The 18,899-nt window shown below is 71.5% G+C and carries 9 protein-coding genes; 6 read left to right on the top strand and 3 right to left on the bottom strand.

The window, feature by feature from the left end:
- Positions 1–2,337: an FdhF/YdeP family oxidoreductase gene (locus EBE87_RS01560; protein ID WP_120639017.1), complete on the bottom strand. Its 2,337-nt coding sequence runs from the start codon at positions 2,335–2,337 to the stop codon at positions 1–3.
- A gap of 154 nt (positions 2,338–2,491) precedes the next feature.
- Here EBE87_RS01560 and EBE87_RS01555 point away from each other — a divergent pair, with 154 nt between their 5' ends.
- From EBE87_RS01555 to EBE87_RS30270, 4 genes are read left to right on the top strand one after another with little or no spacing between them, the layout of a single operon-like run.
- A complete protein-coding gene (locus EBE87_RS01555; RefSeq protein WP_120639018.1) occupies positions 2,492–4,207 on the top strand; it encodes an ATP-binding cassette domain-containing protein in 1,716 nt (571 codons plus the stop codon).
- Entirely contained in the window at positions 4,204–6,354 is a 2,151-nt protein-coding gene (locus EBE87_RS01550) for a peptidase domain-containing ABC transporter (protein ID WP_122139833.1), read from the top strand. Before EBE87_RS01555 ends, EBE87_RS01550 begins: the two co-directional genes overlap by 4 nt.
- Complete coding sequence (locus EBE87_RS01545) at positions 6,354–7,721, top strand: HlyD family type I secretion periplasmic adaptor subunit (protein WP_158601041.1); 1,368 nt, start codon at positions 6,354–6,356, stop codon at positions 7,719–7,721. Before EBE87_RS01550 ends, EBE87_RS01545 begins: the two co-directional genes overlap by 1 nt.
- Positions 7,722–7,735: 14 nt before the next feature.
- Positions 7,736–15,628, top strand: a complete 7,893-nt coding sequence (locus EBE87_RS30270) for an Ig-like domain-containing protein (protein WP_122139832.1) — start codon at positions 7,736–7,738, stop codon at positions 15,626–15,628.
- Positions 15,629–15,724: 96 nt separating this feature from the next.
- Here EBE87_RS30270 and EBE87_RS01535 read toward each other — a convergent pair whose 3' ends face one another.
- On the bottom strand, positions 15,725–17,248 hold the full coding sequence (locus EBE87_RS01535) for a putative bifunctional diguanylate cyclase/phosphodiesterase (protein WP_120638856.1): 1,524 nt from the start codon (positions 17,246–17,248) through the stop codon (positions 15,725–15,727).
- Positions 17,245–17,952, bottom strand: coding sequence for a heme NO-binding domain-containing protein (locus EBE87_RS01530; protein ID WP_158600908.1), 708 nt, complete (start codon positions 17,950–17,952; stop codon positions 17,245–17,247). Before EBE87_RS01530 ends, EBE87_RS01535 begins: the two co-directional genes overlap by 4 nt.
- On the opposite strand from EBE87_RS01530, the gene EBE87_RS01525 reads away from it, so the two are divergent.
- Together EBE87_RS01525 and EBE87_RS01520 are read left to right on the top strand one after the other, a co-directional pair.
- Complete coding sequence (locus EBE87_RS01525; RefSeq protein WP_120638857.1) at positions 17,951–18,634, top strand: type 1 glutamine amidotransferase; 684 nt, start codon at positions 17,951–17,953, stop codon at positions 18,632–18,634. The two genes, EBE87_RS01530 and EBE87_RS01525, sit on opposite strands and share 2 nt — an antisense overlap.
- A gap of 69 nt (positions 18,635–18,703) precedes the next feature.
- Entirely contained in the window at positions 18,704–18,889 is a 186-nt protein-coding gene (locus EBE87_RS01520) for a hypothetical protein (protein WP_120638858.1), read from the top strand.
- The last annotated feature ends 10 nt before the right edge of the window (positions 18,890–18,899 follow it).

Here is an 18,899-nt window from a genome sequence, read left to right as displayed (position 1 = left end):
TCAGGCCGGCCTGGTGGTGTGGCCTGCCGGTTCCTTCCTGTCTCCGGCACGGGCCATGCCTTCTTCCACCCGGATCCGCACCGGCACGGATTTCGTGGCGGGCGTCTTTGACTGCTCGTCGTGGTGGGAGAGCGGCATGAGCGGGTTCATCTCGGGGTAATAGGCGCCGAGGCAGCCATCGGGCAGGGAGAAGGGCGTCACCACCAAACCGTGGACGCTGCGCTCCACGCCATCCTCCGCATCGCTGGCGAGGGAGACGAGCTGGCCTTCCCGCAGCCCCGCCCGCCGCATCTCCTCCGGATTGATCAGCAGCACATCACGCGTGCCCTCGATGCCGCGCAGCCGGTCGCTGTAGCCATAGATGGTGGTGTTGAACTGGTCGTTGCTGCGCATGGTGATCAGGCGGAACCGCCCCGGCGCATCCGCGAAGCCGGCCGCCGACATGGTCTTGGGCGTGGTGAACTCGGCCTTGCCGGACTTGGTTTTCCAGATCCGCTCGCGCGCCGAATTGCCGCGGTAGAAGCCGCCGGGGGTGAACAGGCGCGCGTTGAAGTCGTGGAACTCCTCCGGGTAGGATTCCGCGATCTGGTCGCGGATGCGGGTATAATCCGCGACCCATTCGTCCCACTTCACCCTGTTGTTCAGCGGCAGTGTCGCCTTGGCCATGCCGGCGACGATCGCGGGCTCCGAGCGCAGATGCTCGCTGGCCGGCTTGCGGCGCGCGACCGAGCCGTGGATGCAGCTGAAGGTATCCTCCATGCTGACGGCCTGCGGGCCGCTGGCCTGGATATCCTCCTCGGTGCGGCTGAGGCAGGGCAGGAGATAGGCGACCTCGCCAGGGATCAGGTGGCTGCGGTTCAGCTTGGTGGCGACCTGCACCGTCAGGCGCAGGCCGGCCCAGGCCTTTTCCATGCGGTCGCGTTCAGGAATGGCGCGCAGGAAGTTGCCGCCGAGGCCGATGAAGGCGCGCACCTTGCCAGAGATAATGCCTTCGCAGGCCTCCACCGTGTTCATGCCCTTGTCGCGCGGCGGCTTGACATTGAACTGCGCGGCCAGCTTCTCGAGCGGCACCAGCTCCGGCTTTTCCGAGATGCCGACGGTGCGCTGACCCTGCACGTTGGAATGGCCGCGGACCGGCGAGATGCCGGTGCCGTCGCGGCCGATATTGCCTTTCAGCAGCAGCATATTGACCAGCATGGCCACATTCTCGAAGCCATGGGCATGCTGGGTCAGGCCCATGCCATAGATGCCGATGGTGCGTTCGGATTCCACATAGACCTGCGCCGCGCCTTCGATGGCCTGCTGCGTCAGGCCGGATTCTTCCTCGATCCTTGACCAGGGCATGGCGCGCACCTGCGCCTCGAAGGCCTTGAGGCCATGCGTGTGCTGCTGGATGAAATCCGTGTCCAGCACGCGCCGGCCCTGCTTCCGGGCAGCGTCATCGGCCGCGAAGACATGCTTGCAGATGCCCATCAGCACCGCGATGTCGCCACCGGGCCGCACCTGATGATACTGGCTGCTGATCCGCGTTTCCCGGCCCGTCAGCATCTCCGTCGGGCTTTGCGGATTGGTGAAGACCTCCAGGCCTTTTTCCCGCACCGGGTTGAAGGTGATGATCTGCACGCCGCGCCGGGCGGCTTCCTGCAACGGGTGCAGGAAGCGCGGGCTGTTCGAGCCGGTGTTCTGCCCGAAGAAGAACATGCAGTCACAACTGGAAAGGTCGTCGAAGACCACCGTGCCGACGCTGGCGCCGATCACCTGCTTCAGCGCCACCGAGGTGGTCTCGTGGCACATGTTGGAGCTGTCGGGCAGGTTGTTGTGCCCGTAGAGGCGGGCGAAGAGAGCGTAGAGATAGGCGGTCTCCAGGCTCGCGCGGCCGGAGGAATAGAAGACGGCCGACTTCGGCTCCAGCGCGCGGAGTTCGCGGCCGATGGCCTGGAAGGCTTCGTCCCAGCCGCAAGGCAGGTAACGGTCCGTGGTGGCATCGTAGCGCATCGGATGCGTCAGCCGGCCCTGCTGCTCCAGGTCGTAATCCTTCCACTCGCGCAGCTCTGCCAGCGAGTGCCCGGCAAAGAACTCCGGCGTGCAGCGGCGGCTGGTCAGGTCCCAGAGCGTGGCCTTGGCGCCGTTCTCGCAGAATTCGAATGTATGGGGGCTGGCCGGCTTGGCCCAGGAGCAGGAGACGCACATGAAGCCGCCCGGCTTGTTCTGCCGCATCAGCGTCTCGATGGCGAGCGGCGTGGCCCATTCCTTGCCGAAGATGCTCGATATGCCGCGCACCGAGCCCCAGCCGCCCGAAGGGCCGTCGTAATGGGCGGTCCTGTCTTCCTCTGCCATGGCCCGCGACCTTTTTCCGCCAAACCATTCTGACGCAGCGCGGGTAGCGAAGTTGCATGCTCCGCCGCGTCCGGAACCTGTGTTCCTCTTCATGCGCTGTTAAGGATCGGGATGCTTTGAAGGACGCCTGGTTCAAAGGTCAGGTGTCCGAGGCATGTCCGATGTCACGCTGCCGGCGCGCCCCGCGCCGGATGCCGTGTCCGATCTGTGGCTGACGCGCCCGGTCCGTGGCGTCATCCGGCGTTTCGGCGCGGCCTTTCTGGTGCCGGTGGTGGTGGCGACGCTGCTGGTCACGCTGCTGGCGCTGGCGCTGGCGCTGCCGGTGATGCTGCTGCAGGTCTATGACCGCGTGCTGCCGAACATGGCGGTGGGCACGCTGACGATGCTGGCGCTGGCGGTGACCTCCGCCATCCTGCTGGAAGCCGTGCTGCGGCAGGTCCGTGGCCGCATCCTGGCGCGCGCCGCCGCGGCATCGGAGGCGCGGACGCACCGGCAGGCCATGCAGCGGCTGCTCAGCGCGCCGCTGGCCGGGCTGGAAGCACATGGCAACGGCTATTACGTGGAGCGGCTTTCCGCCATCGGCACGCTGCGGGATGCCTGGTCCGGCCCCGCCCTGCAGGCCATGCTCGACCTGCCTTTCGCGCTGCTCTACCTGCTGGGCATGTGGTACCTGGCCGGGCCGCTGGTGCTGGTGCCGGTGGCGCTGCTGGCGGGAATCGCGCTGCTGGCGGGACTGACCGGCCGGCGGGTGCGCCGCGCCGCCCAGGCGCTGGCCCTGGCCGAGGAACGGCGCTTCAACTTCCTCTTCGATACCCTGCATGGCATCAACGCCATGAAGATCCTGGGCGCCGAGCCCTTGCTGGAGCGCCGCTACGAGCGGCTGCAGAACGGTTCCGCCCAGTTGCGCCGCGTGTTGGGGGAGGCAACCTGGACAGGCCAGGAAGGCGGGCTGCTGCTGGCTCAGGCGGCGACCGTCGGCGTGGCCGCCTTCGGCTGCCAGATGGTGCTGGCGGGGCAGCTCAGCGTCGGCGGCCTGGGCGCCTGCACTATGCTGGTGGGGCGCACCATGCAGCCGCTGCTGGGCGGCATCGCGCTCTGGTCCCGCCTGCAATCCCTGGCGGAAAGCCGCCGCCGCGTGGCCGAGATCGCCGCCCTGCCGTGCGAGCGCCGGCCGGGCCGCCCGCCGCTGCAACTCAGCCAGGGCACGCTGCAGCTGCGTGAGCTGCGCTTCCGCACGCCCGGCCATCGCGGCTGGCTGTTCGACCGCCTGGTACTGGACCTGCGCGCTGGCGAGATCCTGGGCATCACCGGCGCCAATGGTTCCGGCCGCTCCACCCTGCTGCGCCTGATGGCAGGCGACCTGCGGCCGGACGAAGGCAGCGTGCTGATCGATGGCCAGGACCTTGCACAAGTCGATATCGGCCCGGTGCGCCGCCTGGTTGCGCTGGTGCCGCCGGATGTGGCGCTGGTGCGCGGCACGCTGCTGCAGAACCTGACGCTGCACCAGCCGCATCTGGAAGGCACGGCGTTGCGGCTGGCGGCGGAGCTGGGGCTGGACCATGTCGCCTCGCTGCTGCCGGGCGGCTGGCACACGCAGGTGGGCATCGCCGCCATGCCGCTGCCGCGCGGGGCGGTGCAGCGCATCGGCGTGGTGCGGGCGCTGGTCGAGAAGCCGCGCATCCTGCTGCTGGACGATGTCACCACCCAGACCGACGCCGATGGCGACCTGCGCCTGGCGCGGCTGCTGGCGGCGCTGCGTGGCAACGTCACGGTGGTGATCGTCACGCATCGCCGCTCCGTTCTCGGCACCGCCGACCGCGTGCTGGAGATCCGCGACGGGCGCCTCCAGTCGGCGGAGCCCGCACGATGAGCCTGCTGGGGGACGAGCGCCCGCGCCGGCCGTTGGCCTTGCCGGAGGCGCTGCTGGCGCCTTCCGATCTGGCGCGCTGCCTGACCGCGATGCTCTGGGCGCTGGACTGGAGCGGCGGCGCCGACGACCTGCTGGCGGCGCTGCCCCATGCCAAGCCGGAGATCGACCTCACCGACCTGCGCAACACCCTGGCGGTGCTGGGCTATCCGACGCGGCTGGAGCGGCTGCGGCGCGGCCGGCTGGACCCGCGCCTGCTGCCCGCCATCCTGCTGCCGCCCGGCCAGCCGGCCGCCGTGGTCTATGCCAATGAACAGGGCCAGGTGCTGCGCCTCGACGGCGCCTCCGGCCAGGCGGCGCCCTGCGCGGCGGAAGGCCTGCGCGGCACCCTGCTGCTGCCGGTGCCGCTGGCGGAGGCCGCCCCGCGCCAGAACTGGTTCGCCACCCTGGTGCGGCGCTTCCATGGCGACCTGCCGGCGCTGCTGGGCATCAGCGGGCTGATGGCGCTGCTGGGGCTGGCGGTGCCGGCCTTCACCATGGCGGTCTTCGATACCGTCATCGCCGGCCACAGCCTGGCCACGCTGCCGATGCTGGTCCTGGGCGTGGCGGCGGCGGTGCTGATGGAGCTGAGCTTCCGCGGCATCCGCCAGCGCGCCCTGCTGCGCATGGGGGAGCGGCTGGACCGGCTGGTTTCCAACGCCGTCTTCACGCAGCTGATGTCGCTGCCGACGGCGCTGGTGGAACGCGCTGGCACCGCCTCCCAGGTCTCGCGGCTGCGCGACTTCGCCACCATCCGCGAATTCCTGACGGGCAGCTTCGCCGTCGCGGTGCTGGACCTGCCCTTCACGCTGCTGGTGATGCTGCTGATGCTGGCGCTCGGCGGCTGGATCGCGCTGGTGCCGCTGGGCACGGTGCTGGGCTTCACGCTGCTGTTCCTGGTCTCCCGCCCCGCGCTGCGCCGCGCCATTGCCGGCGCGGCGCGCGCCACCCAGGCGCGGGAGGCCCTGGCGGTGGAGGCGCTGGAGGCGGTCCGCACCCTCAAGCTCGCGGGCGCGGAGGAACGCTGGATCGAGCGCTACGCCGCCGCCGCCGCCACGGCCGCCACGGCCTCCGCCCGCGCCGGCACCCTCTCCGGCGCCGTGCTGGTGGCCAGCCAGGCGCTGGTGACGCTCTCCGGCCTCGCGGCGGCGGTGACGGGGGTGCTGGCGGTGTTCTCCGGCGCCATGAGCGCGGGCGCGCTGATCGCCGGCATGATGCTGATCTGGCGCGTGCTGGGGCCCTTGCAGACCGGCTTCGCCATGCTCTCCCGCTGGGAGCAGACCCAGGCCTCGATCCGCCAGGTGGATGGGCTGATGACGCTGGAGAGCGAACGCCCCAGCCTGCTGGAAGCGCGCATGGCGCCGCCGGAGCGGGGCGCCATCGTCTTCCACCGCGTCACGCTGCGCTACCTGCAGCAGGCCGAGCCGGTGCTGGCCGGCGCCTCCTTCACCATCCGGCCGGGGGAGGTGGTGGCGGTGATCGGCGCGGAAGGCGCGGGCAAGTCCAGCCTGCTGCTGCTGGTGGCGGGCCTTTACCGGCCGCAGGGCGGCGTGGTGCGGATCGACGGGCATGACGTGCGCGCCTTCGACCCCGCCGTGCTCCGCCGCAGCATCGGCTGGGTGCCGCAAAGGCCGGAGCTGCTTTACGGCACGGTGGCGCAGAACCTGCGGCTGGCGCATCCCACCGCCTCGGATGCCGAACTGCGCCGCGCCGCCGCCGAGGTCGGGGTGCTGGAGGCGATCGAGACGCTGCCGGAGGGTTTCGACACCCGCGTCGGCGACAACCACAGCGGCCATCTGCCGCGCTCCATCCTGCTGCGCATCGCCTTGGCCGGCGCCCTGCTGCGCGATGCGCCGATCCTGCTGCTGGATGAGCCGGTGGCGGGCCTCGACGATGTCTGCGCCAAGGCCTTCACCGATGTCATCGCGGCCCGCCGCGGCCGCTGCACCATCCTGATGGCCACCCACCGCCCCAGCCACATGCGGCTGGCCGACCGTGTGCTGCGCCTGCGCGACGGGCAGGTGGAGGAGGTGGAGCAGGCCACCCCCATTCCGCTGAGCCCGCCGCGCGTCACGCGCGCCCCGGTCTTCACCCCGCGAGGAGCCGGATGATGCCGCTCTCCCCCCCGCCTGAATCCGTCCCCGCCGCCCTGCCCCTGCCACCGCTGCTGCCCCGCGCCAGCCGCCGCCCACGTCCCGACAGCCATGTGCTGGCGCTGGAGGAAGTGCGCGTCCAGGGGCTGGAACGCGCCGTGGTGCTGGGCGCCGCGCTGCTGGTGGCCGTGGCGCTGGGCTGGGCCGCCGTCACGCGCGTGCCGGAAGTGGCCGTGGGGCGCGGCGACCTCGTGCCCATGGCCTCGCCCGCGCCGGTGCAGCACCTGGAAGGCGGCATTGTCGCCGAGGTGCTGGTGCGGGAAGGCGAGACGGTGGAAGCCGGCCAGCCGCTGCTGCGCCTGAACGACGTGGCGGTGCGGGCGGAACTGGAACAGGCGAGGCTGCGCCTGGAATCCCTGCGATTGCAGGCCCAGCGCCTGGCCGCCGCCGCCGAGGGCCATGCCTGGGGCATGCCGCCGCTGCCCGAGGGCACCTTCCTGCTGCCGCAGCGCGCGGCGCTGGAAGCCAAGCTGCGCGCCCTGGCGGACCGCCGTACCGTGCTGCTGGAGCAGGTGGCGCAGCGGCGCAGCGATCTCGCCACCCTGGCCGGGCAGGCGGCGGCGCTGGAGCTGCAGGTGGCGCTGCATGCGCGCGAGCTGGAAACGCGCGAGGACTTGGCGCGGAGCGGCCTGACGACCCGCCTGGCGGTGCTGGAGGCGCGGCGGCTGCTGATGGGCGCCAGTGCCGAGCGTGACCGGCTGCGCGGCCAGCATGCCGCCGCGCAGCGCGCCCTGGCCGAGGCGGAAGCCCGCGTCGCCGAGATGCACTCCGCCGCTGCCGACGAGGCGCGGCAGGAAGCTGCCCGCGTGGCGCTGGAGATCGCGGAAACCGCCGAGGCCGCGCGGCGGCTGGAGGAGCGGGCGGAGCGCATGCTGCTGCGCGCGCCGATCGGCGGCATCCTGCGCGGCCTGGCGGTGCATCGCCCCGGCACCGTGCTGCAGCCGGGCATGCTGGTGGGCGAGATCATGCCGCTGGACGCCGCGCTGGTGGCGGATGTGCGGCTGGCGCCGCGCGACATCGGCTTCATCGCGCTGGGGCAGCCGGTGCATGTGAAGATCGAGGCCTTCGATTACGCGCGCTTCGGCTCTGTCGCCGGGCGGGTGGAGCGGATCTCCGCCGGCACCTTCCCCGACGAGCAGCGGCAGCCGCATTACCGCGCGCGCATCGCGCTGGAGCAGCAGCATGTCGGCCATGACGCGCGGCATGCGCGGCTGACGGCTGGCATGACGATCCAGGCGGACATCACCACGGGTACCAAAACGGTGCTGCAGTACCTGCTGAAGCCGATCTACTCGGCGATGGCAGCGTCCTTTCACGAGCGCTGAAAAGGTATCCTCTCATGGCCCAGCGGACGGACTCCAAGCCTTCCATTCCGGAATCCAGCGTCGTAGACGCGGAATCCCTGCGCGCGCTGCGCGCGGTGCAGCGCATGCTGGTGCAGGGCGGCGACGGCGCCCCCGCGTCGCTGATAGGCGGCACCACCGCCGCCAGCGGCATGGCTGCGGCACGGGGGGCGGCGCAGGCCACCACGGCGGTGGTCGAGGACAACGGATTGCCTCCACCAGAAGCCATGCGCCCGGCGGCGGAAGCCCCGCTGGCCGAAGGCGTTCAGGTGCAACCGGCGCCGCTTCCCCTGGAGGAGCCTTCGCCGACCACCACGCCGCGGCCTTTGCCAATGGCCGCACCGATGCCGGCTACCGCTGTGGCGCCGGACTTTTCCTTCATTGTGGCGCAGCCTCTGGGCAGCCTGTTGCCTCAGGCCCCGGCGCCAGTGCCGGCGCCACCGGCGGTTCCCGTGATGGATGTTGTCGCGCAACCCGATGTGGCTGCGCCAAAGCCGGAACACCACGCTACGCCGCCCACGCCCCATATGCCGCCAGCGGAGCCGCCGCTGGTGAAGCCGGAGGCCGCGGTTGTTCAGCCTGTCGGGCTCGAGGCGCCGGTGCCGTCCGAACCACCAGCGGCGCTGAATGAAAGCAGTGGGCAACAGCCTGAATCGGCAGAACCGTCGGTGGCGCCGCAGAATCCAAGCCTGCCTCCCGTAGGGCCACAAGCGGAGGATCCATCGGTGCTGCTGCCGCAGGAGCCGGGTGTGCCGCCGGTGGAGCCAGAGCCGGAGGAGCCGCCGGTGGTACTGCCGCAGGAGCCGGGCGTGCCGCCGATGGAGCCAGAGCCGGAGGAGCCGCCGGTGGTACTGCCGCAGGAGCCGGGCGTGCCGCCGGTGGAGCCAGAGCCGGAGGAGCCGCCGGTGGTACTGCCGCAGGAGCCGGGCGTGCCGCCGGTGGTACTACCGCAGGAGCCGGACGTGCCGCCGGAGGAGCCAGAGCCGGAAGAGCCACCAGTGGTATTGCCGCAAGAGCCCATCTTGCCTCCGGTGGAGCCAGAGCCAGAGCCAGAGCCAGAGCCAGAGCCAGAGCCAGAGCCAGAGCCAGAGCCAGAGCCAGAGCCAGAGCCAGAGCCAGAGCCAGAGCCAGAGCCAGAGCCAGAGCCAGAGCCAGAGCCAGAGCCAGAGCCAGAGCCAGAGCCAGAGACGCCGGTGGTGCCGGAACCCTCACCCGTGGAACCACCTCCCGCACCCCCTCCTGTTCCGGAGGTGCAGGTGCCGGTGGTCGCCGCTTCCAATGCGGCCGGGCTGGAGGACGCGGAGATCGCCTTGCATCTCTCCGCCGCCTTGAGCGACGTGGATGGGTCGGAAGCGCTTTCCGTCAGCATCCTCGGCCTGCCTGATGGCGCGACGCTGTCAGCGGGGGTGCGGCAGGCGGATGGCAGCTGGCTGGTGGCGCCGGGCGATCTGGCAGGGCTGAGCCTGCGGGCACCTGCCGATTTCGCCGGCACCCTGGACCTGACGCTGCGCGCCGCCGCGCGCGAAGTCACCGGCGATATCGCCAGCAGCGAGACCCGCTTCGCGGTACGGGTGGCGCCAGTGGTAGATGGCGCCGTGCTGGCTGGCCTTGCTGCCGGCAGCGAGGACCAGTGGATCACGCTGGAGGTAACCTTCGGCACCTCGCCGGATGCCTCGGAAGCCTGGGATGCGCGCGTGCTCATCCACGGCATGCCGGCCGGGGCTGTGCTCTCGCAGGGCAAGGATCTGGGTGGCGGTAGCTGGGCGGTGGAACGGGCCGCGCTGGCCGCCGGACAGGTTGCCATCCTGCCGCCCGCCGACAGCGACGCCCCCATTACCCTGCGGCTGGAAGCGGTGATGCGCGACGCCGAAGGCGGCGGCGCTGAAAGGAGCATCGAGGCCCCGCTGCTGGTTCAGGTGTCCGGCGTGGCCGATGCGCCGATGGTCATGGCCGCTGCCGTGTCCGGACACGAAGATGGTAGCATTATTCTCGATCTTTCGTCGGCACTGGCCGATCTGGATGGTTCGGAAACGATTTCGGTCAGCATCCTCGGCCTGCCGGCCGGCGCCATGCTTTCGACAGGGGCACGGCAGGCGGATGGCAGCTGGCGGGTAGCGCCGGGTGATCTGGCGGGGCTGAGCCTGCGGCCGCCTGCCGATTTCGCCGGCGTGCTGGACCTGACGCTGCGCGCCACCGCGCGCGAGGCTAATGGCGATGCGGCCAGCAGTGAAGCCGCCTTTTCCGTGACGGTGGCGCCGGTGGCCGATGCCGCGATCATCGCCGCCAGCGGCGAAGGCGAGGAGGACCGCTGGATTCCGCTGCGCGGCAGCCTGGCGCTGCGCGATGCCGATGGCTCGGAGCGTTTCGGTGAGACGCTGGTGGTGCGCGGCATGCCGCCTGGCGCCTCGCTCTCCCATGGGCGGGAGGTGGAGGCGGGACTCTGGGAAGTGCCGCTGGCGGCCTTCCAGTCCGGCCAACTGGCGCTGCTGCCGCCGGCCGACAGCGATGCCGACCTGCGCCTGGTCTTCGCCGTCACCACGATCGACGAAGCCGGCGGCATGCAGGACCGGCGGGAGAGCACGGCCAAGGTGGATGTGGTGGTGCGTGCGGTCGCCGATGCGCCCATCATCACCGTGGCCGATGCCCAGGGGCAGGAGGATACGCCGCTGCGGCTGGCCGGGCTCGGCGGCGCGCTGCGGGATGCCGATGGTTCGGAAAGCCTGAACTTCCTGCTCAGCGGCCTGCCCGCCGGGGCCAGCCTCAGCGCCGGCATCCGGCAATCCGATGGCAGCTGGCGGCTGACGCCGCAGCAGTTGGAAGGACTGTCGCTGGCGCCGCCGGCGCAATTCTCCGGCCGCTTCACGCTGACGCTGACCGCCGTGGCCACGGAAGCGGCGGATGGCCAGCCCAGTGCCCGTAGCGGCGCCAGCTTCACCGTCAGCCTCGACCCGGTGGCGGATCTTGGCAGCATCAGCGGCCGGGTGACGGGCAAGGAGGATACGGCCATCGCGCTGCGGCCCAGCTTTGCGACGCCGGATACCGACGGTTCCGAAAGCTGGTCGGAGGTCAGCCGCATTCAGGGCGTGCCGCCGGGGGCGGTGCTGAGCCAGGGCAGCCTGGTCTCGCCCGGTGTCTGGGATGTCTCGACGGCGGATCTGCGCGCCGGGCGGATTTCCATCACGCCGCCGCCCGACAGCGATGCCGATTTCACCCTGACCATCACAGCGACCTTGAGCGACAGCGGCAATGGCAAGACCGTCAGCCGCGTGATCACCGGCAGCTATGCCGTCACCGTCACCGCCGTGGCCGATGCACCCATGGCCAGCGCCGCCTCCGTCAGTGGCTTCGAGGATCAGCCGATTCCCCTGTCGCTATCGGCGACGCTGCGCGACACTGATGGTTCGGAAAGCCTCAGCTTGGCCATCCTCGGCCTGCCGGCAGGGGCGGCGCTGTCGCGCGGCAGCCGTGCCGCCGATGGCAGCTGGACGCTCACGCCTGCCGATCTTGTTGGCCTGACGCTGACGCCGCCGCGCGATTTCTCCGGCCCCATCGCGCTGACCTTCCGGGCCAGGGCGCTGGACCACGACAACAGCAGCGCCGTCACCACCACCGCCTTCACGGTGCAGGTGCAGGTGCGGGGCGTGGCCGATGCGCCGCTGCTGCGCACCGGCCCGGTGGCGGGGGAGGAGGACAGCGCCATCGCGCTGCATGCCACGGCGCTGACCACGGATACCGATGGTTCCGAGAGCATCATCGCCTTCCGGCTGGCGGATGTGCCGGAAGGCGCGGTGGTGCGGGCCAGCGGCGCGGTGCTGGCGCGGCAGCCGGATGGCAGCGTGCTGGTATCGGCCGCCGCCATGGGCAGCCTGACGATCACGCCGCCGCCGGATTCCGACCGCGACTTCACGCTCCGCATCTCCGCCATCTCGGCCGAGCCGAATGGCAGCCAGGCGGAAAGCCTGCCGCAGGCCCTGCCGGTGCAGGTGCGAGCGGTGGCCGATGCCCCCGTCATCACCGGTACGGGCGGGCAAGGTTTTGAAGATACGGCTGTGCCGCTCGATCTTTCGGCAAGCCTTGCGGATACGGATGGCTCGGAGACATTGTTCTTCCTGATCTCCGGCCTGCCGGCGGGGGCGCGCCTGAGCGCCGGCACCTTCCGTGGTGATGGCGCCTGGTCCCTGACGGCGGAGGAAGCGCGGCAGGTTTCGCTGCTGCCGCCGAAGGATTTCGCCGGCACGCTGGCGGCCACCGTCACCGCCATCGCGCAGGAACGGAATGGCGGCTCGCAGGCTTTGAGCCGCGCCGTGCTGCCGGTGCGCGTCATGAGCGTGATCGACGCGCCGGCGGTGGGCGGGCTGGATGGCCATTCCGGCGACTGGGGCCGCATGAGCGGAATGGAAGACCAGCCGATCGCGCTGCGGCTCGACCCGGGGCTGCGGGATTCCGATGGTTCGGAGCGGGTGGTGGGCAGCGTGGTTCTGGGCGGCGTGCCGGCGGGCGCCGTACTGCGGCTGGCCGATGGCACGCTGGTGGAGGCCGGTGCCGATGGCCTGCACCGCATCGATGCCACGCGGATGACCGGTGTCACCCTGACCCTGCCGCGCGACAGCGACGAGGCGGCGACGCTCAGCATCCGCATGACGCTGGAGGATACCGGCGGCGCGCGGCTGGAGATCAGCGGCACCATGCTGGTGGAAGCCGCGGGCGTGGCCGATACGCCGCTGCTGGTGGTGCGGGATATCCAGGCCCCCGGCCATGCTGGTGCGGACCCGGCCTCCGGCTGGGTGCCGCTGCCGGTGGAGGCCGCGCTGGCGGATACCGATGGATCGGAACGCCTCTGGCTCTGGCTGCGCGATCTGCCGGCGGGGTTCACGCTCTCGGCCGGGCATCCGGCCGGGACGGATAGCTGGCTGGTGCCGGCGGAGGCCATTCCCGGCTTGGCCATCCGCCCGCCCGTCGGCTTCACCGGCGAAGTCGCGCTGCGGCTGGAAGCCATGGCGGTGGAGCGGGACGGCGGCCGAACAGTGACCGGCGGCCTGCTGCGCCTGACCGTCACGCCCGGCGCCGACGGCACGGCGCCCGGCGGCGATGCCGGCGGCGGCCCCGGCCTGCCGGATGCGCCCGGCACCCCAGATGCTCCGGCTGAGTCGCCGCTGCCTGTCGCGCCGCCGCTGCTGCGGGCGGAGGCCGAGGCGGGGCTGGAGGACAACTCCCTGGCCCTGCGCATCACCCTGGCCGGCGGCGCCACCGATGGCCGGGCAGAGGTGCTCGGCCTGCGGGTGGAAGGCCTGCCCCCCGGTGCCAGTCTTTCGGCCGGGTTGCGGGACCCCGCCAGCGGCGCCTGGGTCGTGCCGCCGGAAGCCCTGGCCGGGCTGACCCTGACCCCGCCCGCCGATTTCTCCGGCGAGATCCGCCTGGTGCTGCGTGCCCTGGCGATGCAGCCCGACGGCACCCTGCTGACAGCCGTGCAGGCGCTGAACGTGACGGTGGCGCCGGTGGCCGACGCGGCGCTGATCGATGCCAGCCCGGCGGCGGGGCGGGAGGATGTGCCGCTGGCGCTCAACCTGCGCATCGCGCCCGCCGATGCCGATGGCAGCGAAAGCCTTGCCTCCGTGCTGTTGTCCGGCCTGCCGCCGGGCGCCCGCATCGCCCCTGGCGAGGGCATCACCGACCATGGCGACGGCACCTGGTCCGTGGTGCCGGCGCATCTGGCGGCGGTGATGCTGATCCCGCCCGAACATGCCTCGGGCGGGATGCGCCTGACGGTGACGGCGGTGACGATGGAGGCCGCCAGCGGTGCCACCCGCGCCACGGCGCAGGAGGTGGCGGTGAGCTTCGCGCCGGTGCCCCAGGCGCCGCTGCTCCAGGCCGGTGATGCCGCCGGGCGGGAGGACCAGCCCATTGCCCTGGACCTCGGCGCCACGCTGGCGGATCGGGACGGCTCGGAAATCCTCTCCCTGGTGCTGGAAGGCCTGCCACGCGGCGCGCGGCTTTCCGCAGGCGTCAACAACGGCGATGGCAGCTGGACGCTGACGTCGGCGCAACTGGCCGGGCTGACGCTGACGCCGCCCGGCAACTGGAGCGGCCGCATGGCCCTGACGCTGGTGGCCCATGCCATGGAAGGCGCCGATGCCAGCCATGCTACCAGCCGCGCCGGCTTCGCGGTGGAGGTGGAGGCCGTGGCGGACCGGCCGATGCTCGACGTGGCCGCCACCGCCGAGGGCGGCGAGGACAGCCTGCTGGCGCTGGATCTCCGCGCCCGCCTGGCGGATGGAGATGGCTCGGAAAGCCTGTTTCTGCGCGTGACGGGCGTGCCGGCGGGCTCGCGCTTCAACGCGGGCTCCGAGAATGCCGATGGCAGCTGGACCATTCCGGGCGATGCGCTGCCCGGCCTCGGCTTCCAGCCGCCACGGGATTATTCCGGCACGCCGCGGTTGCGCTTCACCGCCCTGGCGGCGGAGGGGAATGGCGATGCCGCCAGCACCGATCCGGTCGAGATGAGCATCACGGTGCGCCCCGTCACCGATGCGCCGCTGCTGGCGCTGGCGGATGCCACGGGGGCGGAGGACCAGCCGCTGGCGCTCTCCATCGCCGCCGCGCCGGGGGATGCCGATGGCTCGGAAAGCCTGCTGCGGGTGTTGGTGCAGGGGGTGCCAAGTGGCGCCAAGCTTTCGGCCGGCAGCCGTGGCGCCGACGGCACCTGGACCCTGCTGCCAAGCCAGTTGGCGGGGCTGAGCCTGACGCCGCCGGCGCATTTCTCCGGCCCGTTGCAACTGACCGTCACCGCCGTGGCCGCCGAGGCGGCGACGGGGGCGGAGGCCAGCACCACCGGCACCATGACCCTGCAGGTGACACCGGTGGCCGATGCGCCGGTGCTGACGGCGCTCCCCGCCAGCGGCACCGAGGACCATTCGCTGGCGCTTTCGCTCGGCGCGGCCCTGGTGGACCGGGATGACTCCGAGCGGCTGCTGGATCTGCAAATCTCCGGCCTGCCGGAAGGCTTCTCGCTGTCCGCCGGCACGCGGGTGGGCGGTGGGGCCTGGACGGTGCCGGCGGCCAGCTTGGCCGGGCTGCGCCTGACCCCGGCGCCGGACTGGAACGGCACGCTGCACCTGACGGTCACCGCCACCGGCGAGGAAGCCGCCAATGGCGCCCGGGCCAGCAGCAGCCAGGACTTCACCGTCAGCATCGCCGCCGTCAATGACGCGCCCGTGCTGCTGCTGGCCCCCGCCGGGCAGGCCGGGCAGGCTGGCGCGCCGGTGGCCGCCCTGCTGGGCGAGGTGCAGGCCACCGATATCGACAGCCCCCAACTGGGCGGCGCGGTGGTGACACTAGGCGGGGCGCGGCCGGGAGACCGGCTGGGCTTCGACGGCTATGTTCTGCATGCCGCCGACGGGCACAGCATGATCAGCGATACCGGCATCGAGCTGGTGAATGGCGGCTATGACGCCGCCTCCGGCCGCATCACCCTGCGGGGCGCGGCACCGCCGGAGGTTTATTCGGCGGTGCTGCAATCGCTGGTGCTGGAGAATGCCGGGACGGAGGGGCTGGCCGCCGGCCAGCGCTCCGTCAGCATCGTGGTGCGGGACAGCGAGGGGGTCGAGGCGGTGCAGCAGAGCGTGACGCTGGCGGTGGAACCGCCGCCGCCAGTGCCTGAGCCGGTGCCGCAGGCCGACCCGCAGGCGGTGATCGAGGCCTCGGTGCTGGCGGCACAGGATGCCTTCGCCGGCCATGCCGCAACGGACTGGACCGCGCATCTGCACGCCGCTCCATGGGCCGATGCCTACCCTTCCGATGCCGGGATCGACCATGCGGCACCGCCCGCGCCTGTCATGCTGTCGGGCGAGGATTTCCACATTCTCCACAGCATGCTGGACAGGCCGCATTGAGGCCGCCGCGCGCCGCCGGGACCATCCGGTGGCGCGCGGTCTGTTTTGCTTTTCCCGTGTTTGACGAAGAAGAATTCGGCAGCGCGCCCGGCGCTGTCAGGCCCGCGCCCGGCGGCTGCCGTTCAGGGCGATGGTGCGCCAGGTCTCCTGCAAGGAAGCCGGCTGGCTGAAGAGATAGCCCTGCACCTCGTCGCAGCCCTCGGCCCGCAGCGTCGCGAGCTGTTCCGGCGTTTCCACACCCTCGGCCAGCACCTTCATGCTCAGCGCCCGGCCGAGGCCGACCACGGCGCGGATGATCTCCAGGCTGCCTTTGCCTTCCGCCAGGGTGCGGATGAAGGATTGGTCGATCTTGATCTTGTCGAAGGGAAAGCGGTGCAGGTAGCTGAGCGATGAATAGCCGGTGCCGAAATCATCCATGGAGATCTGCACGCCCAGGGCGCGCAGCCGGTGCAGGATCTCCAGCGTCGCATCGCTGTTGCGCAGCAGCAGGGATTCGGTGATCTCCAGCTCCAGCCTGTCGGGAGCCAGGCGGGAGGTCGCGAGCGCCTCCTCCACCTCCGCCACCAGTTGCCCCCTGGTGAACTGCACGGGGGACAGGTTCACCGCGATCTTCAGCGGCACCGGCCATTGCGCCGCATCCTGGCAGGCCTTGCGCAGCACCCAGGCGCCCAATGGCCGGATCAGCCCGATCTCCCCCGCCAGCGGGATGAATTCGGCCGGCGGCACGCGGCCGCGCTCCGGATGGTTCCATCGCAGCAGCGCCTCAAAACCCGCCAGCTCCCCGCTGCCGGCCTGCAGCAGCGGCTGGTAGAAGACCTCGAACTGCCGCGCCGCCATGGCGCAGCGCAGGTCGGTCTCCAGCTGCCGCCGCGCCTGCATCCGCGCATCCATGTCGGGCCGGAAGGCGCGCCAGGTGCCGCGCCCGGCCGCCTTGGCGGCATAAAGGGCGATATCGGCATCGCGCAGCAGCGCATCGGCATCGGCCCCCGCCGCATCGGCCGTGGCGAAGCCGATGCTGGTGCCGACCAGGATCTGGTGCGGGCCGATCGTGAAGGGTTCCTGGATGGCGCGGATCAGCCACTCGGCCAGCGCGCCGCCGGCTTCCGGCTGCGGCAGGTTCATCTGCACAAGGGCGAATTCATCGCCGCCCAGCCGGGCCACCAGATCCGCCTGCCGCGTGTCGCGCAGCAGGCGCCGCGCCACGGCGCGCAGCAGGTCGTCGCCCACCGGGTGGCCAAGCGTGTCATTGACATGCTTGAAGCCATCCAGGTCCAGATACAGCACGCCGACACGCGAGCCTGCCGCGGCCTGCGATAGGGCATGCCGCATGTGCTTGCGGAACATCAGCCGGTTGGGCAGGCCGGTCAGGGAATCGCGATGCGCCTGCTCCTCCGCCCGCTGCCTTTCGCGCTCCAGCTCCCGCGTGCGCTCCTCCACCCTTTGCTCCAGGCTCGCATTGAGCTGGATGAGGCTGCGGTTCACCTCGTAAAGTTCGAGGCTCTTTTGCTCCAGCAGCCGCTCGGCCTGCTCGCGGGCGCTGTTCTGGCGCAGCAGCCGCCGCTCCAGCCGGCGGACGCGGTCCAGCAGGGCGGTGGGAGACAATCCGGCATCCAGGCTCATCCGGCGGGCCGCAGCAGTTCGACATGGATGCGCGTGTAAGGGCCGCGCGCATCCTCGGCGGGCTCGCAGCGCAGCGCCACCGGCTGGCTGAGATGCGCGGCGGCGCCGCGGATCACGCCCAGGGCCAGCGGCGCCAGCGGCTTGCAGCTGCGGTAGCCCAGCACCAGGGTGCGCCCGTCCCGCCGCTCCGGCACAAAGGAAGGCAGCTCGGCATCGGGGTAGAGCTTGCGCACCTCGGTCTCGTGGAACTGGTCGATGCCTTCCAGCACGTCGAAGAGGCTGCGGCTGGTGGCGAAATACTGCGGCGCATATCCGACCCAGCTTTCGAAGCAATGGGTGCCGAAGGCTTCCAGCACCACCGGCAGGGGCTGCCCCGTGGCCTCGGTCAGGGCCGTGACCAGCGAGACCATCTCCTGGAAGGGGTAGCTGCCGGTGCTGGTATAGGCGCCGTGATGCGGCAGCCGCGCGGCCTCGATGATGTCGTCCACCATGTCGGCGCCGTGGCAGGCCTCCACATGCGCGAAGAACTCGGTGAAGACACGTCCCTTCATGGCCACCATCCTCCGGAAAGGATGCAGGATGACGGGGCGGCGTGAAGCCGGCGTTAATGTGCCGCCACGCCCGGGCGCGGCGGCGGCCTTCACATGGACGGCGGGCGGCCCGGCGCGATAGGACAGGCAGGTGAGCAGGAGCAGCGGGCCCATGCGCGTCGCCATTGTCGAGAATTCGCCCCTGGCCCCCGTCGGCCTGCTGGGCACGGCGCTGGAGCGGCGCGGCGCCCGGCTGGAGGTACTGCCCGGCCCCGGCCTGGCGGTGCACCGGGAGGCACTGGATGGGGCGGATTTCCTGGTCAGCCTGGGCTCGCCCAAGGCCGTCTATGACGGGGATGACTGGATCCGCTGGCAGGTGGGCTATCTGGCCGCGGCGGTGGCGGCGGGGCGGCCGGTGCTGGGCATCTGCTTCGGCGCGCAGCTGCTGGCCGCCGCCATCGGCGGCAACGTCGAGCCCACAGGGACGCTGCATGCGGGCTGGGGCGAGATCGAGGCCGGCGCCGGCGCCGACCCTGCCTGGCGTGGCCCCTGGCTGCGCTGGCATGGCGACCATGTCCGCCTGCCGCCGCAGGCCGAGGTGCTGGCGCGCGCCGGCGACACGGTGCAGGCCTTCGCCATCCGCCGCGCGGTTGGCCTGCAGTTCCACCCGGAGGCGCATGGCGGCTGCATCGCCAACTGGATCGGCATGACGCCGCCGGAGCGGCTGCGCGGGGTGGATACCGCCGCCGAGTTGGCCCTGACCCAGGCGCGGGAGGCATCCCATGCCCCGGCGCGGGAGGCGCTGCTGGATGAGGTGCTGCGCCGCTGCGGCGTCGCGCTGCCCGCGCCGGCCTGAGCGCCCGGCGTGGAACGCCGCCGCCGCCCGGGCGTTCCTTCAGGGTCACAGGCAGCGAAAGGAGCGCAGATGACCGCGCATGCACCGGAAGGGCCCAAGGCCCGTTTCCCCGCCGAGAAGGCCTCCGAAGGCTATATCCCCCGGCCGCCCGAGAAGCCCGAGCTGGACAAGGTGAGCGAGGCGCAGGCCCTGATCACCGATGAATGGACCGGCGAGCCGCCCGCCAAGGACAAGCCCGGCGCCGGAAAGCCCTGACGGCCGCCGG

The sequence above is a fragment of the Teichococcus wenyumeiae genome (assembly GCF_003696345.1).
Lineage (GTDB): Bacteria > Pseudomonadota > Alphaproteobacteria > Acetobacterales > Acetobacteraceae > Pseudoroseomonas > Pseudoroseomonas wenyumeiae.
The sequence above is the reverse complement of the archived record's forward strand: the minus strand, read 5'-3'. Positions and strand labels throughout refer to the sequence as shown.